The sequence below is a fragment of the Clostridium sp. SM-530-WT-3G genome, from assembly GCF_012843905.1.
In the GTDB taxonomy this organism is placed as follows: domain Bacteria; phylum Bacillota; class Clostridia; order Clostridiales; family Clostridiaceae; genus Clostridium.
Genome location: NZ_JABAGC010000015.1, coordinates 17,123 through 41,812, shown reverse-complemented (window position 1 = coordinate 41,812; position 24,690 = coordinate 17,123). Strand labels below are relative to the sequence as shown.

Sequence of the window (24,690 nt, the reverse complement as noted above, 5' to 3'; positions counted from 1 at the left end):
CTCCCTCTTTTCTTATAAATTTCTCAATATATACTAACAATGCTTTTTATACATTGCAGCTACCCTAATAAATAATTCCCATTTTTTATTTTTTTATTCCCCATTGCTTCCAAGTTTAACAAATAATTTTGTAATATTAGTCTTGGAAACCTTACCAATTATCCTCACCTGTTCTTTTCCCTCTTCATCATTAATTCTTTCAACTACTGGTATACTATCTATTTCATGCTCTATTATTTTTTTAGCTAAATCATATGCATTATCATCTTTAGAAGCACAAATTATATTAGGCATTCTAGTCATAATTACACCTACTGGAACTTTATGAATATCCGTTCCTCCTATAGATATTTTTAAAAAGTCCTTTCTTGATACAGCACCTGTAAGTACTCCATTATTCTCAATAAAAAGAGTTCCCACATCATTTAAAAATAAGAATACGATTGCATCATACACCATTGTATCTTCACTTACTGTAGTTGGTTTTGACATTATTTCAGATACCTTTATTTTACTTATATGTTGGTAAACCAAACCACTAGATGACTTTCCTAAATACACATAACCCACCTTAGGTCTAGCATCTAATGTTCCTATCATTGTGAGAACTGCAAGATCTGCTCTAAGCGCTGCTCTTGTAACCCCAAGTCTTTCTGCCAATGATTCACTCGTTATTGGCTGATTTTCTTTTACTAAGTTTATTATTTCTTCCTGTCTAGGTGATAATTTCAACCTAATCCCTCTTTCTATACATACAAGAAATATTTGTAATTTATTCTTTAATTTGGATTACAAATTTATTATATCATGTAATTATTGTTTTACTAGATTAAATTTTCAGAAAAATCAAACAAATTTCACAAATATTTCTTATATAGTAATTTTATATTATTTTTTTAGTTTTTTATCTCTATATTTCCTAAGAATTCAATTTATTTTCCATCTTGAGAATTATCATTTTTCTCCTGATCTTCATCATCAAATTTTACTGTATAACTATATACAACACCTTCATCTGCACTTTTACCATTAGTTTTAGTGTTACTCTTATTCCATATATTTTCTTCTTTTACTTCATTGACTTTATTCTTCATTTTATCGGCTAAATCAGTTGCTTTAGCTTTAACTTCATTTGTAACTTTTGATACATATTTATTTATTACTTCAACAGTTCCATCTTCTCTTGTAATTTCTATTGTTATTTTAGTTGCTATAGCTGCTATAATTCCAGCTGCAAGTATTGGTGGTATTACTACTGCAATCACTCCAGCTGCTATTCCTGCAGTTACAGGAATATCTACTAATTCTTCATCATCTTTCTTGATTTTTATTCTTGTTACATTTCCTTTTGCAATTAATTCTTTAAACCAAGCTTTTAATTCTTCAATAGATATAGCAGTTTTACAGTCACCTTTAAAATCATTACAAGAATTGCTTACAGCAATTTTATCTTTATTATTCTTTTCAATATAAATTAATGCTTCTAATACATCACCATCACATGCTTCTAACGCTTCTTTTGCTTCAGCATATGTTACCTTTGTCCTTTCTCTAATCATATCAACTTTTTCTAAAGTTATTTTTTCCATTCTACATCACTCCTTAATAAATTTCAGCATCTCTAAACTCTTAGGTTTTTTAGCATAATTATTAGATATCAAAAATGTAGTAACTTTTTCAATCTCTGCTTTTATCTCCTTATTTAAGTTTAGTCTATAAAGTTTATCCATATTCATATTCTTTAAAAATCTTAAGGCATTATATGCACCTTTTGATATATATAAACCATGTTCCTTAGGGCACTCTTCACATACTCCACCATAATAAGAAAGACTTATATAATTTGAAGCAGATATTTTCTTTTTGCATATACTGCAATTATCCAATATCAAATTGTATCCTGTTGCTTTTAATAATTTTAACTCAAATGCCCTTACAAGCAGTTCATAGTCAAGAGCATCAGTATTAAGAAGATATAATGTTGTGATAAAATCCCTAAATAACTGTACATTAGTTTCATTATCTACACATGCAATATCAATCAATTCACATAGATACGATGAATAAGTAAGTTTATCCAAATTCCCCAATAGTCCTTGAAATGAATTGAGTATCTTTCCTTCCTGTAGAGTATATAGATTTTTCCCCTGAAAAACCATATAATCACCATAGCATAAAGGCAAAGTAAGAGCTAAAAATTTACTTTTACTCTTTTTAGCTCCTCTCACTATTGATTTTATCTTTCCCAATTTTTCAGTATAAAACCAAACTAACTTATCATTCTCTCTATAATCTTGAGTTTTTATCACAACAGCCTTAGTTTCAAAAACTGCCAGATTAACCATCTCCTATTTATTTTTCTTATATCCTAATTCCTTTAATAAGAGCTGATTATCTCTCCACTCTTTTCTAACTTTAACCCATATCTTTATATTTACTTTTGCATGTAGAAATCTTTCAAGCTCATATCTTGAAGTTTCACCTATTCTCTTAAGTGTCTGACCATTTTTACCTATTATTATTCCTTTATGTGAATCTTTTTCACATATAAGATCTACTTCTATATGATATGTTCCATTTTCTTTCTGCTTCATTTGAATTATATCTACAGCTATTCCATGAGGAACCTCATCTCTTAATGTTCTTAATGCTTTTTCTCTTACAATTTCAGATACAACAAATTTTTCTTGAACATCTGTTATCATATCGTCTGGATAATACTTAGGTCCTTCTGGCATAGCCTTCTTCATCAATTCAAGAAGTGTATCAACATTTTTACCCTTTATTGCTGATATAGGTATTATTTCATCAAATTCAAATGCTTCTGAGTACATTGCAAGGCTTTTTGCAACTCTATCCTGTGTATTTTCATCTACTTTATTTAGAACTAAAAATACTGGGCACTTTTTGTTTTTTAGAGTTTCTAAAATAAATTTATCTCCTCTTCCTATTTCATCATCTGGATTAGTTAAAAATAAAACTAAATCAACATCTTTTGTTGATTCTTTAGCTGAATTAACCATAAATTCACCTAACTTATGCTTAGGCTTATGTATTCCTGGTGTATCAACGAAAATCATCTGAAAATCATCACCAGTTAATATTGTCTGAATATTATTTCTTGTTGTTTGAGGTTTATTTGAAACTATTGATAACTTTTCACCCATTATATAATTTAATAAAGTAGACTTTCCTACATTCGGTCTGCCCACTATAGATATAAATCCTGATTTAAACATTTTTCCTCCTTAAATAGCTTTTTCTTATCAAATTAAGTTAAGCTTCTTTGTAAGATTTTATATTTCTTCTTAATCTTTATATTATGCTAGTTTATAAATAGTATACTCTATTTATTTTCAATTTACAATTTACAATTACTAACTAGGTAATCTAATATTATTAGTTAGTTACTAACATATACTATAATATATTTCTAATTGAAAAATAATCATTACTTTTTTATTATATATTGTAATTATTAAATTGATACTTTTTCAATTTATCTAAACTATATACAAAAATAAAAAGATACACCTTAAGCATATCTTTAAAATTATTAGTTTTTTAATTTTCAAAAAACAATATATGTGAGTTAAAATTCCTATAATCTAAACACTGTAAAGATAAATAACGTAAGAAGAATTCCAAACACTGCTCCTACCACTACTTCAAATACTGTATGAACTTCAGAATCAACCCTACTCTGAGCTGTTATTACAGCTAAGATAAAACTTAAAAGTATACATGTTGGTTCTTCAGTAATAAGAGAAATAGCTGTAGCTATTGAAAATCCTAAAGCACTATGCCCACTAGGCATTCCACCTTTAAGCGGCGTTCCTTCCCCAAAAATTGCCTTTACAATTATTGTAGCAATACATACTATAACTAATACAATAAATATTGTATATGGCTCAGAGCTTTTAACTGTATTAATCAAAGAATATGAAATATAGCTTAGTTTATCCCAAAATATCACATATCCTACAAGTACAGCATTTAACGCTGTTACAAGCACTGCACCAGCCGCAGCATTTTTTGCAACCTTAGCTAGAGGATGATAATAATTAGTAGTCATATCAATTGTAGCTTCAACAGCTGTATTTACAAGCTCTGCACTTATAACCATAGTTATAGTCATTGCAAGGGCAAGAAACTCATACTTTGTTATATTAAAGAAAAAACAAGCAACAAGTACCCCTAAACACACTACTAAATGTATTCTCATATTTCTTTCTGTTCTTACTGTATCTATTATTCCATTTATCGCATTGTTGAAACTATCTAAAACTTTTTTCATTTTCATCTTAAACACCCAACTTTTCGGTTAATAGTTATCAAGTAACAATTAACTCATACCCATTAACCACTATTTATAATATACCTTACACCATACATCTATATCATAAGTAACTTATTACTATTATACTCCTTATACAAAAAATTACATAAGATATTCAAAAGAATATCTTATGTAATTTATATTAAAAAACAGTTCGCTGTTTTTTCCTGAAACTGTTACCTGTTAATTGTTAACTGATAACTGTTTTAATCTTCTCTTGTTATATTTAATTTATTTAAAATTTCCTCTTCTCTTTTTCTCATAACAACCTTATCGTCTTCTTCCATATGGTCGTATCCTAGTAAATGCAATATAGAATGTACTACAAGATATGAAGCTTCTCTTTCAAAGGAATGATTAAACTCTTTTGACTGCTCTAATGCTCTTTCTAAAGATAAAACAACGTCTCCTAAAACAAGTTCTTCTCCATCGCAGTCACTTTGTGAAAACTCATAATTTTTGTATATTTCTTTAAACACTTTCTTATTTTCATAATCAAGCATTGGAAATGATAAAACATCCGTAGCCCTATCTATCCCTCTAGTCTCATTATTTATTTCTCTTATTTCGTCATTATCAACAAAAAGCAATGAAACTTCACAGTCTACTTCAACTTCTTCTTCTTTAAGGGTAAATTCAATTACCTTTTTCAATAAAGAAACTAATTCTTCATCTGCTTCTATCTTTTCTTGTCTATTATCCACATAAATCATTACTTTTCATTCTCCTTCGTATTATTTAATTCTTTTATTTTTTCCTTTGGATATTCAACTCTGTGATGATAAATTCCATTTAATGCTGTAAGGAAGCACTTTTTAATCTTTCGGATATCATTTATAGTAAGATCACAATTATCTAGTTGTCCTGAAGATAATTTGTCATTAACTATATTATTAACCATTTCCTTTATTTTATCTTCGTTTGGTTCCTTTATTGAACGTACTGCTGCCTCAACACTATCAGCAAGCATTATTATTCCTGATTCTTTACTATTTGGAATAGGTCCAGGATACCTAAAATTTTCTTCCTTAATATCATCAGGATTTTCAGCATTATTTTTAGCTGTGTAATAAAAATACTTTACAAGTGTAGTACCATGATGTTGAGCAATAATATCTTGAATTACACTTGGTATATTGTATTTCTTAGCAAGCTCAATACCATCTTTAACATGAGAAATAATAATCTTTGCACTTAGTTCTGGATCAAGATTATTATGTGGATTATCTCCCCCTATCTGATTTTCTGCAAAGAAATATGGTTTTTGAGTCTTTCCTATATCATGATAGTAAGCTCCTATTCTTGTCACAACTGAATTTGCTCCTACTTCCTCTGACGCCATCTCTGCTAAATTTGCTACAAGCATACTATGGTGGTATGTTCCTGGTGCATCCATCAATAATTTCTTTAGTAATACATTATTAGGATTTGAGAGTTCTAGAAGTTTTAATGTTGTAACTTCATTAAATGATCCTTCTAAAAATGGTAAAATTCCAAGTGCTAATACTCCCGAAAGTGCTCCACCTATAAATGCAAAACCACTCTTCATAAGAACTTCAACAAAATCACTTGATATAAGAACTCCAGTTGATAATGTAAGTACTGAACCCACTATAGCTATATATCCTGTAGAATAAATCAAATCATTTCTCTGCTGCATTTTCTTGAGTAAAGTTGCACCTAATAACGAAGTTACTACTCCAACTATTATAACCTGAACATCAAAACTATTTGTTGCACTAATAAGTATTATATTTAATATACTTACAAACATAGAAATTTTGTAATTTAACAACAATGTAAGCAGCATTGGTGCACATGCAAATGGAATAAGGTATGGCGAAAAACTTCCAATAGCTCTTGCTAATACTAATGATCCTAAATTTATTACACTTATTAATACAAGTTTTTTAGTATTATTGTAAATATCTTTATAATTTCTATATATATAATTATATTGTAAAAACAATATTGATGATAAGAACAAAACTAAAATTATATATACATAAGCATATTTTGACTCTTTATCATTATCAAGCATTCCCAAATCTGATAATATATCTAATTGTTCTTGTGTAACTGGAACACCTTCTTTAACAATTATTTGATTCTGCTTTATCATAACTTTAGTAACATTTTTTTTAGCTTCATTAATCATTTCTTGTTTCTTTTCATCATCAAGGAAAAAATTAGGATTAATTTGTTTTTCAACCACTTCACCTAATACTTCAATAAGATTTGCATTAAGATTAAGTTTTTCTACTTCATTTACTGCATTTTTTCTAGCCGGTTTTAATTCAGTTTCCTCATCTTCACCAATATTCTTTTTATATGCATTATCAATAATATTAATAATCTTTTGTTGTATACCATCTAAATCTTCTTTAGGTATAGCTAACAATATCGCATATTGATTATCTGATAATGTAATACCTCCCACTCCTTTTAGCTGAGATATCTTATCACTTTGTGAGGCATTACTATCGCTCAATTCTACTAATTTTGAAAATAAATCTTTTATATTATCTTCAGCTGTATTTTTCACCTCTGTTTTTTGAGTATACTGATTATCTACTTTTGCTACAGCCTGTTCTTCCTTCTTTCTGGTAGCTTCTTCATCAATTGTATCCCTAGGAGCCTTTATGTCCTGCATAGGTATCTGACCGACTTCTAAGCTATATTGCTTTGGTGTTACTGCAGTTACAATTAATATATATGCAATCACAAAAACACCTATAAATAATAAATTCCGCTTAAATTTATCACTTATTTTTCTAACACTATTTTTTTTATTATTCATGTTACTCACCTTTTCATCTTACATCAAATACATTATGAAATTCCCTTTGCAATATCTTGCTGTACAGTAAATAGAACTCTTACCATAATATTATTTTCATCAATTTTATCAATAGTAATCTTTTTATCTATTATTTTACTATCGTTGCTTAATGTTTTACTCAATGACTGCTCTAACTTTCTGCTAGCTTCATTAACTGCTTTGTCTTTATCCTCATTTACTTTTTCAGGCTTCTTTTCAAAATATATTGTTTTGTTAAAACATCCATTGTTTTCTTCTATTTTATCATAATATTTATATCTATCTAAAACTTTTTTTAAGTAAATTTTTTTACCAAAAACATTTAGATACATTTCATTTTTCTTGTTTCCACTTCTAGTAAGTTTATCACCATTTATCTGTACTTCCATATCTTTTTCATAAAATGTATTAGCAATAACAGTTCCTTTAGGTTTTACTTCTCTCTCAAACCCTTCTCTTCCTTGAACTCCAAGTATTAATGTATCTCCTTTTTTAACTATATCTCCAGGTTTCACTGCTGCATTCCCAGAATAAGTATATACCCTCTGTATTTCTCCATCCATTTTTGCAACTACTTCATTAGGATTTTCATTTTCCTCTAATGATGGAGGATTAATTTTCTCTTCTATTACAAGCTTTAATGTAGAGCCTTCAATTCTTGTCCTAATCCACATTATTTGATCATTTAAATTTTCCATTTTTCTTTCTATTTCATATACATTTAAGTCTGTCTTTTTAAGCCCTGGCTTAATTCCTATTTCATTAAGTTGCTGTCTTATTTCAAATGGAGATATATTATTCTTCGTATCTATTTGTATTGACCATATAAAATTAGACATAACATAAATTACTACAAAAAACAATATACCTCCTATTATTAGGGATATTCTTCTCTTCAATAATATAAATAAAAGAATCCCTCCACTTTTATCTACAACTTTAAATTTTCCTTTTAATCTTTTTATAACATCTACAGTTTCTTTATAATCACTAAAATCTATTATAAACCTAATAGTTGTTAAGTTTAGTTTAATTACATGCCCTGTATAAATATTTCTATTCCACAGAGCATTTAAAATTCTTTCAGGATTTAAGGCACTTATTTCTATGGCAATTTCACCTTTTTTTAGTTTATCAAACATTCTAACCATTACCCTTCATATGAAATTCCCTTAAAGATTCCATTTATAGTCATACTCGTTTCGCCAATAAATAATATTTCAAATTTTTCTCCTTTGACTATTATAGGACCTATTCTAGAATTTATCTTAACCATATTATTTTCAAATGCCATTATACCTTTATGATTTTCTATTGTAATTTCTCTATTTCCTATTACAATTATTTTAGGTAAGTCTAAAGATATATCACTTGGAAAATCAAGTTTATTTAATATCTTTTCCCTATTTTTTCGAAATCTTTCCTCCATATTAATCCTCCCACATAAACTTCTTCATTGTAATTTATGATAGGATTGTTGATTTAATGCACAACATATAAATTTAAGGTTTATTTTACATAAAAATAATAATAAATAATAAAAGAACTCAAGAAAACTTGAGTTCTTCTATTATTTATTATTTAAATATTCTTTAACGATTTGACTTACAAGTTTACCATCAGCTCTTCCTACTACTTTAGGTCTGACAACTGACATAACTTTTCCCATATCTTTAATGCTATTTGCACCCACTTCTTCAGCTGATTCTTTTACTATTTGTTTTATCTCTTCTTCACCTAACTGTTGAGGAAGGTATTTTAACAAAATTTCTATTTCAGCTTTACACGCATCAACTAAATCTTGTCTGTTTCCTTTTTCAAATTCAACCATAGACTCACGTCTTTGCTTGACTTCTTTAGCTAATATAGTTATAACTTCATCATCTTCTAGCTTTCTATTATCAGTTTTTTCAACTAATAATACAGCAGATTTAGCAGTACTAATTACGTTAGCTGTAAATTTATCCTTTGTCTTTAAAGCAGCTTTCCAATCTTCTTGTAATCTATCTTTAATACTTGACATATTTAAACCCTCTTTCAAAGGAAATCATTATCTACTATTTGAATTTTCTCTTTCTAGCAGCTTCTGATTTTTTCTTTCTCTTTACGCTTGGCTTTTCGTAGTGTTCTCTCTTTCTAACTTCTGAAATAACACCAGCTCTAGCACATTTTCTCTTAAATCTTCTTAATGAACTTTCAAGTGTTTCGTTTTCTCCAACTTTGATTTCTGACATTTAATATCCCTCCCTCCGCTAGCTTAAATTAACTCAGCTATGGGCTTAATAACACATATTGTATTATACAATATTTAAATAATTACTGTCAAGAAATTACGAAAAAATCTATACAGATTTCTCACTATTTTTTGACTATTAGCCTGGAGGCCATTGAAGGTTTCTTCCTCCAAGCACGTGAAAATGTAAATGTTTTACAGTTTGTCCTCCATCTTCCCCACAGTTATTAACTATTCTATAACCATTTTCGGAAATACCATGTTCTACTGCTAGTTTATTAATAACCTTAAATATATGTGAAACTATTTCAATATTATTTTCATTTAAGGCATTAGCACTCTCAATATGTTCTTTAGGTATCACTAATAAATGTACAGGAGCTTCTGGATTTATATCTTTAAAAGCATATACTTTATCATCTTCATATACTTTACTGCTTGGAATTTCTCCCTTTATTATCTTACAAAAAATACAATCTTCCATGAATTCACCTCCTTCGAATAATTTCTATAATTACGTGTAACAATAAATTAAATTTCGTTTATAATCTATTATTTCCATACACTATCAGAACTTATTATATCAAAATATTATAATAATTTTCCAGTTACGTAATCACCATTTGCTTCTTCAATTTTACATTGAACTATTTTTCCGACACTTTCTGGACAGCATCCTGGAATTTCTACTTTAACATAGTTTCTAGTATATCCTTCAAATACACCTGGTTTATTAGATACTTCTTGTTCAACCAAGACATCCATTTCTCTTCCTACTAAAGATTCACTAAAATCAGCTTCATTCTTATCATTAAGTTCAATTAAAGCCTTACTTCTCTTTTCTTTAATAGTTCCATCCACCTGATTTGGCATATCATGAGCTTTAGTTCCTTTTCTTTGACTATACTTAAACACATGAGTTTTTGTAAGTTTTAATCTCTTTAAGTATTCATATGTTTCGTTAAATTCCTCATCTGTTTCTCCAGGGAATCCAACAATAACATCTGTTGTTATAGATGCATCCTTTAAATTTTGTCTAATCTTTTGTACTGCTTCTTCATATTCCTTTGCAGTATATCTTCTATTCATTCTCTTTAATGTAGCATCACATCCACTTTGTAAAGATAAATGGAATTGAGGACAAAGCTTCTTCATGTTTTTAATCTTTTCAATAACTTCATCTGTAAAAAATGATGGTTCAATAGAGCCAATTCTAACTCTTTCGATTCCATCTAGCTTTTCAATTTCCTCTAATAAAGATACTAAAGTAATATCTCCCTCTAAATCCACTCCATAAGAAGCAGTATGTATACCAGATAATATTATTTCTTTAAATCCATGTTCAGCTAGTTGTCTTATTTCATTAAGAACCTTTTCTGGATCTTTTGAACAAGTTGTTCCTCTTGTATAAGGTATTACACAATATGAACAAAATCTGTTACATCCATCTTGTATTTTTAAGAACGCTCTTGTTTTATCTTGGAATTCTTCTATATTTAAATCTTCAAATTGTTTATTTCTTAAAACTTCTCCAACCATCATTTGAGGTTTTTGTTCATCCTTAGCCTTATTTACATAATAAACAATATCTCCTTTATTTCTAGTTCCAAGAACTACATCTACACCTTCAATTTTTGCAACTTCATCAGGTGAAGCTTGTGAATAACATCCTACTGCTGCAATGATTGCTTCTGGATTAGTTCTTCTTGCCCTACCTATTATTTGTCTTGATTTTTTATCACTCATATTAGTTACTGAGCAGGTATTTATTACATATACATCTGCATAATTATTGAAATCAGTAACTTCATATCCTTCTCTTATGAACTTTTCAGCCATAGCCTCAGTTTCATAATGATTCACCCTACATCCTAATGTTGAAAATGCTACAAGCTGTTTACCTTCTGTATTTTTTTTGCTTATAGATATTTTAGGTGAATTTTTAATTTTAGTTTTTTCACTACTTGCTCTTACTATGTTTATATTGTTTTCATCCATTACGCAAGTGTACCTCCTAAATCACTTAATTCATATTGAACTAAGGCTGTTGCTGTAAACCCAGCCGTTTCAGTACGTAATATTCTATTTCCTAGAGTAATTATGTATGCGCCTTGTTCTTTTAATATTTCTATTTCATTTTCTTCAAATCCACCCTCAGGCCCTATAACAATTCCTATGTTCTTAATTGAATCTAAGTCTACTTTTTCATCATTAAGTTTTTTCATTAAAGTTTTTATCCCAAAGTTTTCAGCATTTTCATATGGAACCAAAACAAGGTCCATATTTTTTAATTCATTTAATGCTTCATCAAAATTTATCACTTCATTTACCTTAGGAATTATACTTCTTTTCGACTGCTTTGAAGCTTCAAGCGCTATCCTATTTAATCTATCAAGTTTCTTGAATTCACCTTTAAGTTTCACATCAACCCTTGATGTTATGGTAGGAATAAATTTATATATACCAAGTTCAGTTCCTTTTTGAACTATAAGATCCATCTTTTGTCCCTTTGGTAGACCTTGATAAAGATGTATTTTAACTCTACTTTCATTATTTATATCAAGTTTTTCTATAATATCTACTACAACTTCATTCTTAGTTATAGTATTTATTTTCCCTAAATATTCTGTTCCTTCACAATCATTTAATACTACTTTTTCGCCCTCATTTAGTCTTAGTACCTTATAAATGTGCTTAACATCATCTCCTAAGATTATTCCCTGAGTATCAGTAATATTATTTTGAGATGTAAAAAATTTATGCACTTTGAAGATTACCTCCTGTCCTAACCTATAGCTTTAGCAACTATACAGTTCCATTCCCCATCTTTATTTATTTCTAATACTTCAAATCCACATTCTTTTAATTTTTCTACAACCATATCTACTCTGTCATGAATTATTCCTGAAGTTATGAATAAACCACCTTCATTTAATGCTTTCTTAACATCTGGAGTTAAGACACAAATGATTTCAGCTATTATATTTGCAACAACAATATCTGCTTTTCCATCAACTACGTCTAGTAAATTTCCTTCTAATACTTCAATATTATTTAAATTGTTGAATCCAATATTTTCTTTTGAAGAATCAACGGCTACTGGATCTAAATCTACACCAACAACATGTTTTGCTCCAAGTTTAGCTGCAGCTATTGCAAGAATACCAGAACCACATCCAACATCAAATACAGTTGTATCTTTTTCTACATATTTATCTAAGGCTTGAATACACATTCTTGTAGTTTCATGTGTTCCTGTACCAAATGCCATTCCTGGGTCTAATTCGATAACTAATTCACCATCATTTTTTGAATATTCTTCCCAAATTGGTTTGATAACAATCTTATCAGTTATTTTCACTGGTTTATAATACTTCTTCCAATTATTTGCCCAGTCTTCTTCATGCATTTCTTTATAAGTTACTTCACCTTCACCTATATCAAATCCCATTTCTTTTAATTCTTCAAGCTTTTCTTTTGTATATTCAACGATTTCTTCAACTTTATCATCTTGTGAAAAATATGCTTTAACAACTGCTGCTTTACCTTTGTGCTCTAATATATTTATATCTGCAAAATCCCAAGTTAAAGGCCCTTGATCTCTTGATAATAAATCTTGAGGATCTTCAATTGCAACATTAGGACATCCTAATCCATAAAATATTCCTGAGATTGCTTCTAAAGCCTCACTTTTTGTAACTACACTTACTTCTATCCAAATACCTTCCATTTTCGAATTCCTTTCTTATATTCTTATATTTATTTAGCATATAAAATAAATTAATTTTCCTTAACCGCAATTAAAAATTTAGTTTTAATTCCTTGTTCAGTAAACATATTTTCATGCTCTGTAGGAACATTTCCTTCAAAGTCACTATTATGTAAATCATATGTTATATACTTAATTGTGAACTTACTTTCTTTAAAATATTCAAGAGATTCTTCAAATAATTCATCATCATCGGTCTTGAAATATATTTCTCCCTTATCCTTTAAGAAAGTTCTATATTGATCTAATTGTCTATTATGTGTTAATCTTCTTTTCTTATGTCTATCCTTTGGCCATGGATTACAGAAATTTATGTATATTCTATCAATACAGTCATCTTCACCTAAAATTTCATTTATTATAAGTATTTCTTGAGCCATTAGCTTAACATTATCTACAACAGGTCTTCCTGCTTCTTCAAATGCTTTTTCTATATTTCTTTTTGCAAGTACCAATACCTCATCTTTTATGTCAATTGCAATATAATTTATGTCAGGATTTTGTGAACCATGCACTGCCATAAATGTGCCTTTTCCACATCCAAGTTCTAAATATATAGGTTTATCGTTTCCGAAAAGTTCTTTCCACTTACCCTTATACTCTTTAGGATTAACTATAAAAAAATCACAACTTTCAAGTTCAGGTCTTGCCCATGGTTTTTTCCTAAGTCTCATTTCACTTCACTCCATCTTTTATCATTCATAATAATTATACATATATAAATCTATATTGCAAAATTTTATTGCATCATAGCTAATAATTTATTTTCATAAATAAAACTCATGAACATTCTTTACTTAATACTCATGAGTTATTTAAAGTTATAATTAATCTTTCATATAGTAATTATTAATTTATTGTTGTTATATACTATCTAACAAATTTCCCCACTAATTTATCAAACTCTTCTTCATACTTTTCTAAATAATCATTAAAGTTAATATTTTTAGGTTCAATAAGCAATGCTAATTCATATAAGAATTTGGGTATTTCAGCTTCTGGAATTTCTCCATATATCTTTCCAAGTCGTGCATTACCATCTTCAAATGAACCATTAACATGTAATTCATATACATCAGAAAGTTCACCATCAACTCTCTTCTTTCTCCCTGTTAGTCCAAGCTGACATGCCTGATGAATTCCACATGAATTCATACAACCTGAAATATGTATTCTTGGAATAATATCTTTGGTCATTCTTTTTTCTCTAAAGTAATCTATAATATCTCTTAATACTTTTTGAGAATTCAAAAGACCCATCTGACATATTGGAACTCCTATACATGATACACTTTGCTCTAAATGAGTTTCTCCTCCACGTCCTTCTGTAAGTTTGAGTAACTTCTCTGCTTCTTTTCCATTAAGATTTCTAAAATAAATTCCCTCAGTCATTGTAAGTCTTAACTCAATATTCTTAACTTCTTCAACTACATCTAATATTTCTTTTAAATCCTTTAATTGAAATTGTCCTCCTATTGGATGAAAATATACACTATATAAACCTTTTTGCTTTTGTTCTATAAGCCTTTTATTTTTTATTTCTGTTTCAATTCCTTCTTTAGTGCATATATTAGGCTCTAAATTTAAAGTAAGATCCTCTTTTTCTATAACTTCATTTAAATACTTTTTATATTCCTTAACAAAATCTTCTTTTCCCATTCTATCTGCTATATATCTTATTCTTGCTCTAGCCCTGTTATTATAGTCACCTTCTGCCATAAAAAATCTTACCATCGCTTCAATATAGTATAAAACATCTTTGGGCTCTATTAATTCATCATACTCAATTCCAAGCTTAGAATTCTGACCAAGTCCACCTCCCATATACACTTTAAAATATTCTTTTCCATCCTTATTTACTGCTAAAAATCCCAAATCAGTTACATTGCAATGCCCTAAATCCATATTACTACTTGAAAATGATACTTTTATTTTTCTTGGAAGATTATAAGAAGTGATTCTTCTTAAAAAATAATTATTTACTGCAAGAGCATATGGAGTAACATCAAAAGCTTCAAACTTATCTACTCCTGCAAGTGGTGACATTGCAATATTTCTTGGATAATCTCCTCCTGCACCTCTAGTATAAATATTTCTTTTAATACCTTCCCTAATAATAGAACACACATCATCTATAGACAAATTATGAAATTGAATTGATTCTCTTGTAGTTAAGTGAATCTTTTCTAAACCACATTCTTTTGCTTTCTCATATACCCATTTTAATTCTTCTATATCTGTTATTCCTGAAGGTATCCTTAGTCTGACTACAAAAGTCTTTTTATTACGTTCTGCATATACCCCAAAACCACATGATATATGTTTAAATTCCATTTTTGAAATATCACCATTTAAAAAACGTATTCCATTTTCTCTAAGTTGATCTATTTCACCTAACAATTCATCTTTTAATTCACTCACCTAATCACCTTCACTTTAAAATAATATACTCGTAGTTAGTATTTATATATTTTAAAGAAAAAATACAAATCAAAAGAGCTGTTTATGATTATTTTCATTCATAAACAGCTCTTTTTATATTCTATTTATTTTTTACCAAAGAATCTCTTCTTATGAGTTCCTGTTGCAGCATCTGGTTCTTCACCTGAAGCTTTCATAAATGCATATAATGCTTCTTCTTGTTCTTTATTTAATGATTTAGGAATATCAACTATAACTTTTACATATTGATCTCCTTTACCACTTGAGTTGACTTTTTGTATACCCTTACCTTTTAATCTGAACATTGTTCCTGATTGAGTTCCTGCTGGTACTGTATACTTAACATTTCCATCAACAGTTGCAACTTTTATTTCTGTACCTAAAGCCGCTTTAGCCATAGAAATATGTGCATCTATATAAACATCATTTCCTTTTCTTGTGAATGTTTTAGATGGAGTAACATTAATCTTAACATATAGATCTCCAGGACTTCCTCCTCTTAATCCATGTTCTCCTTGTCCTCTTAAAGGCATTACATTTCCAGTATCAACACCTGCTGGTATATTAACTTTTATTTTTCTTGTCTTTCTTACTTGGCCCTTACCTTTACATTCCTTACAAGGAGTTTCAGTAATCTTACCAGTTCCATGACAGTGGTTACATGTTGAAGTAGATACAAAGCTTCCAAGTGGAGTTTGTCTTTGTACTCTAACTTGACCTGATCCACCACATGTTGGACAAATTTTAACATCTGTACCCGGTTCTGCTCCTGAACCATTACAATGTTCACAATTTTCATTTCTAGTAACAGATATTTCTTTTTCTACACCAAATACTGCTTCTTCAAAAGTTAATGTTAGAGTATATTCAATATCATTACCTCTTACTGGACCATTTCTTCTTGCAGAGCTTCCGCCACCGCCTCCAAAGAATGATTCGAAAATATCTCCGAAGCCTCCCATATCAAAGCCATCGAATCCACCAAATCCACCAGCGCCAAAGCCTCCGCTTCCATCAAATGCTGCAGATCCAAATTGATCATACTTAGCTTTCTTTTCAGGATCTGAAAGAACTTGATATGCTTCATTTATTTCCTTAAACTTTTCTTCTGCTTCAGCATTACCTTGGTTTCTATCTGGATGATATTTTACGGCTAATTTTCTAAAGGCTCTTTTTATTTCATCTTCACTTGCACCTTTTTTAAGTCCAAGCACTTCATAATAGTCTTTACTTGCCATTTTTGATTTTCACCACCATTAATTTAATTGACAATTGAAAGTTGAAAATTGACAGTTTGATGATGAAATTCATAGAATTTCTTTAAACATTATTAATTACATATTAGAATATATTAATTTCTATATTTTCTTCTCGATTATACCTTGTCAATTACACCTTATCAAATGTTATATTTTTATCTTAGAAAAGGGAAGACTAATTTGCCTTCCCTGTAATATTATATCTTAAATCAGATTTTAGTAAACCCTATTATTTATCTTCATCTACTTTAAAATCTGCATCTACTACATTATCATCATGTGCTGCACTTTGACCTTGTGCTCCACCTGCTGCAGCATTTGGATCAAATCCTTGACCTTCAGCTCCACCAGCTTGTTGATACATCTTAGTAGCTATTGGATAGAATGATTGGTTAACAGCTTCGATTGCAGCTTTGATTGCTTCTACATCTTCGCTATCTTTAACTTTCTTAAGTTCTTCAATTTTAGCTTCAACGCTTGATTTTTCATCAGCAGTTACTTTATCTCCTGCTTCAGTTAAAGCTTTTTCTATTTGATAGATTGTTTGGTCAGCTTGGTTTTGAGTTTCAATCTTTTCTTTTCTCTTCTTATCTTCTTCAGCAAATTTTTCTGCTTCTTTTACAGCCTTATCTACTTCTTCTTCGCTTAAGTTAGTTGAAGCTGTAATTGTGATATTTGCTTCTTTACCAGTTCCTTTATCTAAAGCAGATACCTTAACAATACCGTTAGCATCTATATCAAATGTTACTTCGATTTGAGGAATTCCTCTTGGAGCTGGAGCTATTCCTGATAATGTGAATTGTCCTAATGACTTGTTATCCATAGCCATTTGTCTTTCACCTTGAACTACGTTGATTTCAACTGAAGTTTGGTTATCAGCAGCAGTTGAGAAGATTTGGCTCTTCTTAGTTGGAATAGTTGTATTTCTTTCTATTAATGGAGTAGCTATTCCACCTGCAGTTTCAATTCCTAATGTTAATGGAGTAACATCAAGTAATACTACATCTTTAACTTCTCCTGTAAGTACTCCAGCTTGAATTGCAGCACCCATTGCAACACATTCATCTGGGTTAACTCCCTTAGATGGTTCTTTTCCTGTAAAGTTCTTAACAGCTTCTTGAACAGCTGGGATTCTTGTAGATCCACCAACTAAGATTACTTTATCTATATCGCTTAATGATAATTTAGCATCAGCTAATGCTTTCTTCATTGGTTCAATTGTTCTTTGTACTAAATCATGAGTTAATTCATTGAATTTAGCTCTAGTTAATGTTAAATCAATATGCTTTGGACCAGTTGCATCTGCTGTGATGAATGGTAAGTTAATGTTTGTTTGTTGAGAAGATGATAATTCTATTTTAGCTTTTTCAGCAGCTTCTTTTAATCTTTGAACTGCCATCTTATCTTGCATTAAGTCTATACCATTTTCAGCTTTGAATGTGTCAGCTATATATTTCATGATAGCTTCATCAAAGTCATCTCCACCAAGTTTAGTATCTCCGTTTGTAGATAATACTTCAAATACTCCATCACCTAAATCAAGGATAGATACATCAAAAGTACCACCACCTAAGTCATATACTAAGATTTTGTGTGCTTCGTCCATCTTGTCTAAACCATAAGCAAGTGATGCTGCTGTTGGTTCGTTGATTATTCTTAATACTTCAAGACCTGCTATCTTACCTGCATCCTTAGTTGCTTGTCTTTGGCTATCATTGAAGTATGCTGGTACAGTTATAACTGCTTGATTTACTGGCTCACCTAAGTATGCTTCTGCATCAGCTTTGATTTTTTGAAGAATCATTGCTGAAATTTCTTGTGGTGAATATTCTTTTCCATCTATATTAACTTTATAAGATGTTCCCATATGTCTCTTTATTGAGATAATTGTTCTATCTGGATTAGTAATCGCTTGTCTTTTAGCTACTTGACCTACTAATCTTTCTCCATTAGCTTGGAAAGATACTACTGAAGGAGTAGTTCTTGCACCTTCTGAGTTAGTGATAACTGTTGGTTCTCCACCTTCCATAACAGCTACACATGAGTTTGTAGTTCCTAAATCTATACCTATAATCTTTGCCATAATATATTCCCTCCTAAAAACTTTTCAAGTTTATTTTCAATTTATATTAACAATATTTTAGTGTTTAGCTATTTAACTTATCAATGATTTGCTATTAGTTAGCTACTTTAACCATTGTATGTCTTATTATTTTATTGTCTTTTTTGTATCCCTTTTGGAATACTTCAGCAACTACATTTTTACCTAAATTTTCGTCTTCTATATGCATTACTGCATTATGGAAGTTAGGATCAAATTCTCCATTGGCATCTATTTCTTCAACGCCTAATTTAGCAAATGCATCTTTACAGCCTTTCATTGTCATTTCTACACCTTTTTTAAGGTCTTCAATACTTCCTTCGGCTGCAACAGCTCTTTCTAAGTTGTCTATGATTGGTAGAATTTCTTTTACAACATCTACATATGCATCACCATAAATTCCTTCTTTTTCTTTAGCAGTTCTCTTTCTATAGTTATCATATTCTGCCGTAAGTCTAAGAAGCCTATCTTTAGTTGCATCTAATTCTTCTTGTAACTTTTCATTCTTTTCTTTCATCACAGCTAGTTCATCCTCTTCTATAGAGTCAACTTTTGAATTTTCACTAGCATTTTCAACATTTGCTTCTTCTGTTGCTTTTACTTCTTCATTAGAATTAACTTCACATGCTTTATCTTCTTTTGCTTCTTCAGTATTAACATTTTTATTTTCTTCCATATATTTTAACTACACCTCATCTCTCGAAATATAAAACTATATCTGTTGGTTATTTAGTATATTGTTTAATTCTTTAACTACTTCAGACATTATCGTTATTACCTTAGAATAATTAATTCTTCTAGGTCCGATAAGTCCTATCTTGCCAATAGGCCTATTCCCGAGAGAATATTCTGCTGAAATAATACTGCAGTCCTTAGCCTGTGGTCTATAATTTTCATCTCCAATACTGATAGTTATATCATCACTTGGATTTAATAACTCCATTATTGAATCTTTATCATTTAATAATGATAACATTTCCTTAGCTTTATCTATATCATTGTACTCTGGATAGTTAAATATATTTGTTGCACCTTCCATGAATACTTCTGATGAATCAGATGTGTTTAATGCTTCATATAAAAGAGGTAATATTCCATTGAATATTTCATCATAATCTCCAATTTCACTTTGTAGGTTATTTATAACCTCTAAGTTTATATCTTGAATTGAAAGACCTACAAGTCTTGCATTTATGACCTCATTTATTTTATTTAAAACATCTGATGTAGGAACAATCCCTTTAAGTTTTAAAATATGATTTTTTATAAGTCCTGTATCCGTTAAAAATACTGACACAAGATTATGCTCATCAACTTTTATAAGCTGAATAGACTTTACAAAACTCTTTTTTACTGATGGTGCTTCTATTATGCACGTCATCTTTGTTAATTCTGATAAAAGAGCACTTGTCTGTCTAACAATCTTATCTACTTCAAGCATTGCTGTATCAATTATATACTGTTTAATCTTAAGATCTTCTTCTACAGTCAAATCTTGACTCTGCATAAGCTTATCAACATATAATCTATAACCTTTGCTTGATGGAACTCTTCCTGATGAAGCATGAGGTTGCTCTAAATATCCCATATCCTCAAGATCAGCCATTTCATTTCTTATAGTTGCAGGTCCTATACCTAAATCATAGTTTTTAGCTATAGTTCTCGATCCTACGGGATCTCCAGTACGAATATAATCATTGATAATAGCTTGAAGAATTTTTATTTTTCTATCATCAATACTCATAATCTCACCTCTTTGTTAGCACTCGTTAATGTTGAGTGCTAATGACTATGTTTTTAATATATTATTAATGTGGATTTTTGTCAATTCTAATATCTCTTATTTTTGACTTGTATCCAGCATATTTAATTGTTTTTCCAACATTATCTGCCATATACTATAATTTTCTTTGCTTTTCTATTCATTTCATTTTTAATATTAAAAATATGTATACTTTAATCATCTCAAGTAATGTAACATAAGTTTATTACTAAATTTATACTCAATAGTTCTTATAATATAAAGTCACTCATAACATAATTAGAAAGTTCAATACCTTTCGATGTTAATCTTAATTTTCCCGAATCACATATTAATAGTTCATCTTTAATATGCTTTTCAATTGGTTCTTTATAAATATCATATATATCTCTTCCAAATCTCTTCTTAAAATTACTAATATCTATTCCTTCAATCATTCTAAGTCCCATAAACATAAATTCTTCCATATCATCTTTTAAATCATTACAATGTATTTCTTCTGAAACTTCTTCATTATTGCTTATTTTATTAATATATTCTTTTATATTATCTATATTTTTAATTCTTTTTTCATTTATAAATGAACTTGCTGAAACTCCTAATCCTAAATATTCATCACATTGCCAATATACTTTATTATGAAAACATTCTTTTCCTTCCTTTGCATAATTAGAAATTTCATATTGATGATATCCTTGCTTATTTAATATATCCTTAGTCATTGCATACATAGTTCTTTCATCATTTTCACTTGGTAGATTAAGCTTATCCTTCTCATAAAGATTATAAAAATATGTACCCTCTTCAATAATAAGACTGTATGCTGATATATGGTCTACATTTAATGATATTACATCTTCCAAAGACTGTTTCCAATCATATATAGTCTGACCAGGAAGACCAAACATTAAATCAGCATTTATATTATCAAAGCCATGCTTCCTTGCAAGAATATAATTTTCTTTAAATTCATTAAAATTATGAATTCTTCCAATATCCTTCAAAAGTGAATTATTTGTAGATTGAAGCCCTAGACTCAATCTATTTACGTTATTTTTCTTCATTATAACAAGCTTTTCTTCATTTAAAGTTCCTGGATTACATTCCATTGTAAATTCTATCTCATCTGCAAATGATAATTTATTTATGGTACCAAGTAACTTATCCATACTTTGTGCATCAAGATATGAAGGTGTTCCACCACCAATAAATATACTTCTAATTTTATATCCACAAGCTTTTTCTAATATTTCTTTATTTAAAGCATCTATATACTCACTCATTAAAGATTCTTTTCCTGCATATGATGAAAAATCACAATAAAAGCATTTTTGCTTGCAGAATGGAATATGTATATATAAAGACATTTCTTTCATTAAAATTTCCTCCTAAAATTCAAAAAGGCTGACCTTATACAGGTCAGCCTTTTAATTAAAATTTTTATTAATCTACTTTTAATACAGCCATAAATGCTTCTTGTGGAACTTCAACAGATCCAACCTGTCTCATTCTCTTCTTACCTTCTTTTTGTTTTTCAAGAAGTTTCTTCTTTCTTGAAATATCTCCACCATAACATTTAGCTAATACGTCTTTCCTCATAGCTTTTACTGTTTCTCTCGCTATAATTTTAGAACCTACAGCTGCTTGAATTGGAACTTCGAACATTTGTCTTGGAATTATTTCCTTTAATTTTTCCGCTATTCCTCTTCCTTTATGATAAGCTCTTTCTTCAGGCACTATCATTGATAATGCATCAACAATATCTCCATTTAATAATATATCAAGCTTAACAAGCTTAGTTCTTGTATATCCTTTAAATTCATAATCTAGAGAAGCATATCCTCTTGTCTTTGATTTTAATGTATCAAAGAAATCATATATTATTTCATTTAATGGAATTTCATAATTAACAACAGCTCTTGTTTCTTCAATATACTGCATATCAATATATGTTCCTCTACGATCCTGACATAATTCCATAACTGCACCAACATAGTCTTTTGGAGTTATGATTGATGCTTTTACTATTGGCTCTTCCATATAGTCAACTTCTGTCATTGGAGGCAGATTTGTTGGATTTGTAATATCAAGTACTTCACCATCTGTCTTTATTACTTTGTAAATAACTGATGGTGCAGTAGTGATTATATCTAAGTTGAATTCTCTTTCAACTCTTTCTTGAATTATTTCCATATGTAATAACCCTAAGAATCCACATCTAAATCCAAATCCTAATGCAATAGAAGTTTCTGGTTCAAAGCTTAATGCAGCATCATTTATTTGTAATTTTTCTAATGCTTCTTTTAATTCATCATATTTTGATCCATCCACTGGATATATACCTGAATAAACCATTGGAATAGCTGGTTTATAACCTGGAAGTGCTTCTTCTGTAGGTCTAGCAGCTTCTGTTATAGTATCACCTACTCTAGCATCTCTTACATTCTTTATTGATGCAGTAATATATCCAACATCACCAGCACTTAAAGAACCTATTGGTAAAACATTTGGAGTAAATACTCCAACTTCTGTAACGTCATATACCTTTTCAGTTGCCATAAGTTTTATCTTATCGCCAACTTTTACTTTACCATCTTTTATTCTAACTATACATACAACACCTTTATAACTGTCATAATATGAGTCGAAAATAAGCGCTTTAAGAGGAGCATTTTCATCTCCAGTAGGAGCAGGTATATTATTTACTACAGATTCTAAAACATCTTTAATGTTTAAACCTGTTTTTGCTGAAATAAGTGGTGCTTCTTCTGCATCTATACCAATTATATCTTCAATTTCCTGTTTTACTTCATCAGGTCTTGCTGAAGGTAAATCAATCTTATTAATTACAGGTGTAATTTCTAAATCATTATCTAATGCAAGATAGCAGTTTGCTAAAGTCTGAGCCTGTATTCCTTGAGTAGCATCTACTACAAGTACTGCACCTTCACATGCTGCAAGACTTCTTGAAACTTCATAGTTAAAGTCTACATGCCCTGGAGTATCAATTAAGTTCAGAATAAATTCCTCGCCATCGTCTCTTCTATATACAAGTCTCGCTGCCTGAGATTTTATTGTAATTCCTCTTTCTCTTTCTATCTCCATATTATCTAGAACTTGTTCTTCCATTTCCCTTTTAGTTAAGGTTCCTGTAGTTTCAAGTAATCTGTCCGCAAGGGTTGACTTACCGTGATCAATATGTGCTACTATTGAAAAATTTCTTATATGTTGTTGTCTGTCATTTTTCATATTACACTAACTTATTCAGTTGATAGTTTATAGCTGATAATTGATAGTAAAGAAAAAATCCCTCTGAGATTTTCGTAATATACTTATTAGTTAGAAATTATGAAATAATTTCATCATATAAATTCTCCACTTTCAACTTTCAACTCTCAACTGTTAAAAGTTTAGCTTTTCACCCCCGTTATAATTAAATCAGCTAAATTATAACATATAACCCTTTAATATGGCTATGAAAATTTAAGTAATCCTAAATTCTTATGTTGCGTATTTACCATACTTGTTTATATATTTTTAACCTGGTTTACTAATTCATCAATTTTATTTTTAAAATCATCTATAAAAGATAATTTACTTTTTATTTTAAAATCATTTTCTTTTATCCTTACTAAAATATCCTCTCCTTTGTTGCAATATATTTTCAATACTGAATTATCTTTAATAAATTTTGAAAAATCTTCACCAAATTCCTCACTTACAATTTCATAATTTTCTTTACCATTACCAATTGGTGATAATGCTCTAGTATTTATTATATTAATTTTTATTAACCCTGCACATGCTGCAATAAAAAGGAATATAGAGGGTATAACCTTTCTCAATATGTATCTCTTTTTAATACTTTTCAATAATATACACTTCCTATTAAATAATTTATAGATTTTGTTATAGTATTTCCATAAAATATTTAATCTAATCAGTATACATATAGAATCTTACA

At 29.4% G+C, this 24,690-nt stretch carries 24 protein-coding genes; all 24 read right to left on the bottom strand.

The genetic code is table 11. From position 1 onward, the window contains the following. Nucleotides 1–93: 93 nt before the first annotated feature. Entirely contained in the window at nucleotides 94–732 is a 639-nt protein-coding gene (locus tag HF850_RS07645; protein WP_169104877.1) for a helix-turn-helix transcriptional regulator, read from the bottom strand. Nucleotides 733–932: 200 nt separating this feature from the next. Continuing rightward, complete coding sequence (locus tag HF850_RS07640) at nucleotides 933–1,589, bottom strand: DUF4342 domain-containing protein (RefSeq protein WP_169104876.1); 657 nt, start codon at nucleotides 1,587–1,589, stop codon at nucleotides 933–935. A gap of 6 nt (nucleotides 1,590–1,595) precedes the next feature. Beyond that, nucleotides 1,596–2,345, bottom strand: a complete 750-nt coding sequence (gene recO, locus HF850_RS07635; protein WP_169104875.1) for a DNA repair protein RecO — start codon at nucleotides 2,343–2,345, stop codon at nucleotides 1,596–1,598. Between the two features lie 3 nt (nucleotides 2,346–2,348). After that, on the bottom strand, nucleotides 2,349–3,239 hold the full coding sequence (gene era / locus HF850_RS07630) for a GTPase Era (protein WP_169104874.1): 891 nt from the start codon (nucleotides 3,237–3,239) through the stop codon (nucleotides 2,349–2,351). A gap of 362 nt (nucleotides 3,240–3,601) precedes the next feature. After that, the gene (locus HF850_RS07625; protein WP_169104873.1) at nucleotides 3,602–4,303 is read right to left on the bottom strand and encodes a diacylglycerol kinase; all 702 of its coding nucleotides are present in this window, start codon (nucleotides 4,301–4,303) and stop codon (nucleotides 3,602–3,604) included. Nucleotides 4,304–4,545: 242 nt separating this feature from the next. Beyond that, a complete protein-coding gene (ybeY, locus tag HF850_RS07620) occupies nucleotides 4,546–5,052 on the bottom strand; it encodes an rRNA maturation RNase YbeY (protein WP_169104872.1) in 507 nt (168 codons plus the stop codon). Next, entirely contained in the window at nucleotides 5,052–7,139 is a 2,088-nt protein-coding gene (locus HF850_RS07615) for an HD family phosphohydrolase (protein ID WP_169104871.1), read from the bottom strand. The genes ybeY and HF850_RS07615 overlap by 1 nt, the downstream gene beginning before the upstream one ends. 32 nt (nucleotides 7,140–7,171) lie before the next feature. Next, nucleotides 7,172–8,302, bottom strand: coding sequence for a sporulation protein YqfD (gene yqfD / locus HF850_RS07610; protein ID WP_169104870.1), 1,131 nt, complete (start codon nucleotides 8,300–8,302; stop codon nucleotides 7,172–7,174). 8 nt (nucleotides 8,303–8,310) lie between these two features. Continuing rightward, nucleotides 8,311–8,589: a sporulation protein YqfC gene (yqfC, locus tag HF850_RS07605; protein WP_169104869.1), complete on the bottom strand. Its 279-nt coding sequence runs from the start codon at nucleotides 8,587–8,589 to the stop codon at nucleotides 8,311–8,313. A gap of 141 nt (nucleotides 8,590–8,730) precedes the next feature. Continuing rightward, nucleotides 8,731–9,183, bottom strand: coding sequence for a GatB/YqeY domain-containing protein (locus HF850_RS07600; protein ID WP_169104868.1), 453 nt, complete (start codon nucleotides 9,181–9,183; stop codon nucleotides 8,731–8,733). Between the two features lie 34 nt (nucleotides 9,184–9,217). Further along, nucleotides 9,218–9,394: a 30S ribosomal protein S21 gene (gene rpsU / locus HF850_RS07595; protein ID WP_169104867.1), complete on the bottom strand. Its 177-nt coding sequence runs from the start codon at nucleotides 9,392–9,394 to the stop codon at nucleotides 9,218–9,220. A 138-nt stretch (nucleotides 9,395–9,532) separates the two neighbouring features. Continuing rightward, a complete protein-coding gene (locus tag HF850_RS07590; RefSeq protein WP_169104866.1) occupies nucleotides 9,533–9,877 on the bottom strand; it encodes a histidine triad nucleotide-binding protein in 345 nt (114 codons plus the stop codon). A 107-nt stretch (nucleotides 9,878–9,984) separates the two neighbouring features. Then, nucleotides 9,985–11,391: a tRNA (N(6)-L-threonylcarbamoyladenosine(37)-C(2))-methylthiotransferase MtaB gene (gene mtaB / locus HF850_RS07585; RefSeq protein ID WP_169104865.1), complete on the bottom strand. Its 1,407-nt coding sequence runs from the start codon at nucleotides 11,389–11,391 to the stop codon at nucleotides 9,985–9,987. Beyond that, a complete protein-coding gene (locus HF850_RS07580) occupies nucleotides 11,391–12,158 on the bottom strand; it encodes an RsmE family RNA methyltransferase (RefSeq protein WP_169104864.1) in 768 nt (255 codons plus the stop codon). Before HF850_RS07580 ends, mtaB begins: the two co-directional genes overlap by 1 nt. Nucleotides 12,159–12,178: 20 nt before the next feature. Then, complete coding sequence (gene prmA / locus HF850_RS07575; protein ID WP_169104863.1) at nucleotides 12,179–13,123, bottom strand: 50S ribosomal protein L11 methyltransferase; 945 nt, start codon at nucleotides 13,121–13,123, stop codon at nucleotides 12,179–12,181. Between the two features lie 50 nt (nucleotides 13,124–13,173). Continuing rightward, a complete protein-coding gene (trmB, locus tag HF850_RS07570) occupies nucleotides 13,174–13,836 on the bottom strand; it encodes a tRNA (guanosine(46)-N7)-methyltransferase TrmB (RefSeq protein ID WP_169104862.1) in 663 nt (220 codons plus the stop codon). A gap of 196 nt (nucleotides 13,837–14,032) precedes the next feature. Beyond that, nucleotides 14,033–15,583 (bottom strand): nitrite/sulfite reductase, encoded by a 1,551-nt coding sequence (locus tag HF850_RS07565; protein WP_169104861.1) that lies wholly within the window; start codon nucleotides 15,581–15,583, stop codon nucleotides 14,033–14,035. Between the two features lie 125 nt (nucleotides 15,584–15,708). After that, nucleotides 15,709–16,842: a molecular chaperone DnaJ gene (gene dnaJ / locus HF850_RS07560; RefSeq protein WP_169104860.1), complete on the bottom strand. Its 1,134-nt coding sequence runs from the start codon at nucleotides 16,840–16,842 to the stop codon at nucleotides 15,709–15,711. A 250-nt stretch (nucleotides 16,843–17,092) separates the two neighbouring features. Continuing rightward, nucleotides 17,093–18,946, bottom strand: a complete 1,854-nt coding sequence (gene dnaK / locus HF850_RS07555; RefSeq protein ID WP_169104859.1) for a molecular chaperone DnaK — start codon at nucleotides 18,944–18,946, stop codon at nucleotides 17,093–17,095. A 94-nt stretch (nucleotides 18,947–19,040) separates the two neighbouring features. Then, complete coding sequence (gene grpE / locus HF850_RS07550; protein ID WP_169104858.1) at nucleotides 19,041–19,640, bottom strand: nucleotide exchange factor GrpE; 600 nt, start codon at nucleotides 19,638–19,640, stop codon at nucleotides 19,041–19,043. Nucleotides 19,641–19,676: 36 nt separating this feature from the next. Next, a complete protein-coding gene (gene hrcA / locus HF850_RS07545) occupies nucleotides 19,677–20,708 on the bottom strand; it encodes a heat-inducible transcriptional repressor HrcA (protein WP_169104857.1) in 1,032 nt (343 codons plus the stop codon). Nucleotides 20,709–20,977: 269 nt separating this feature from the next. Continuing rightward, entirely contained in the window at nucleotides 20,978–22,102 is a 1,125-nt protein-coding gene (hemW, locus tag HF850_RS07540; protein WP_169104856.1) for a radical SAM family heme chaperone HemW, read from the bottom strand. 67 nt (nucleotides 22,103–22,169) lie between these two features. Further along, on the bottom strand, nucleotides 22,170–23,975 hold the full coding sequence (gene lepA, locus HF850_RS07535; protein ID WP_169104855.1) for a translation elongation factor 4: 1,806 nt from the start codon (nucleotides 23,973–23,975) through the stop codon (nucleotides 22,170–22,172). 278 nt (nucleotides 23,976–24,253) lie between these two features. Then, nucleotides 24,254–24,598 carry a hypothetical protein gene (locus HF850_RS07530; protein ID WP_169104854.1) on the bottom strand — a complete coding sequence of 115 codons (345 nt, stop codon included), beginning with the start codon at nucleotides 24,596–24,598 and terminating at the stop codon, nucleotides 24,254–24,256. Nucleotides 24,599–24,690: the final 92 nt, after the last annotated feature.

Coding starts and splice junctions, on each gene's coding strand:
- HF850_RS07640 (WP_169104876.1), bottom strand. CDS start 1,589: ATGGAAAAAATAACTTTAGAAAAAGTTGATATGATTAGAGAAAGGACA.
- recO (WP_169104875.1), bottom strand. CDS start 2,345: ATGGTTAATCTGGCAGTTTTTGAAACTAAGGCTGTTGTGATAAAAACT.
- era (WP_169104874.1), bottom strand. CDS start 3,239: ATGTTTAAATCAGGATTTATATCTATAGTGGGCAGACCGAATGTAGGA.
- HF850_RS07625 (WP_169104873.1), bottom strand. CDS start 4,303: ATGAAAATGAAAAAAGTTTTAGATAGTTTCAACAATGCGATAAATGGA.
- ybeY (WP_169104872.1), bottom strand. CDS start 5,052: ATGATTTATGTGGATAATAGACAAGAAAAGATAGAAGCAGATGAAGAA.
- HF850_RS07615 (WP_169104871.1), bottom strand. CDS start 7,139: ATGAATAATAAAAAAAATAGTGTTAGAAAAATAAGTGATAAATTTAAG.
- yqfD (WP_169104870.1), bottom strand. CDS start 8,302: ATGTTTGATAAACTAAAAAAAGGTGAAATTGCCATAGAAATAAGTGCC.
- yqfC (WP_169104869.1), bottom strand. CDS start 8,589: ATGGAGGAAAGATTTCGAAAAAATAGGGAAAAGATATTAAATAAACTT.
- HF850_RS07600 (WP_169104868.1), bottom strand. CDS start 9,183: ATGTCAAGTATTAAAGATAGATTACAAGAAGATTGGAAAGCTGCTTTA.
- rpsU (WP_169104867.1), bottom strand. CDS start 9,394: ATGTCAGAAATCAAAGTTGGAGAAAACGAAACACTTGAAAGTTCATTA.
- HF850_RS07590 (WP_169104866.1), bottom strand. CDS start 9,877: ATGGAAGATTGTATTTTTTGTAAGATAATAAAGGGAGAAATTCCAAGC.
- mtaB (WP_169104865.1), bottom strand. CDS start 11,391: ATGGATGAAAACAATATAAACATAGTAAGAGCAAGTAGTGAAAAAACT.
- prmA (WP_169104863.1), bottom strand. CDS start 13,123: ATGGAAGGTATTTGGATAGAAGTAAGTGTAGTTACAAAAAGTGAGGCT.
- trmB (WP_169104862.1), bottom strand. CDS start 13,836: ATGAGACTTAGGAAAAAACCATGGGCAAGACCTGAACTTGAAAGTTGT.
- dnaJ (WP_169104860.1), bottom strand. CDS start 16,842: ATGGCAAGTAAAGACTATTATGAAGTGCTTGGACTTAAAAAAGGTGCA.
- dnaK (WP_169104859.1), bottom strand. CDS start 18,946: ATGGCAAAGATTATAGGTATAGATTTAGGAACTACAAACTCATGTGTA.
- grpE (WP_169104858.1), bottom strand. CDS start 19,640: ATGGAAGAAAATAAAAATGTTAATACTGAAGAAGCAAAAGAAGATAAA.
- hrcA (WP_169104857.1), bottom strand. CDS start 20,708: ATGAGTATTGATGATAGAAAAATAAAAATTCTTCAAGCTATTATCAAT.
- hemW (WP_169104856.1), bottom strand. CDS start 22,102: ATGAAAGAAATGTCTTTATATATACATATTCCATTCTGCAAGCAAAAA.
- lepA (WP_169104855.1), bottom strand. CDS start 23,975: ATGAAAAATGACAGACAACAACATATAAGAAATTTTTCAATAGTAGCA.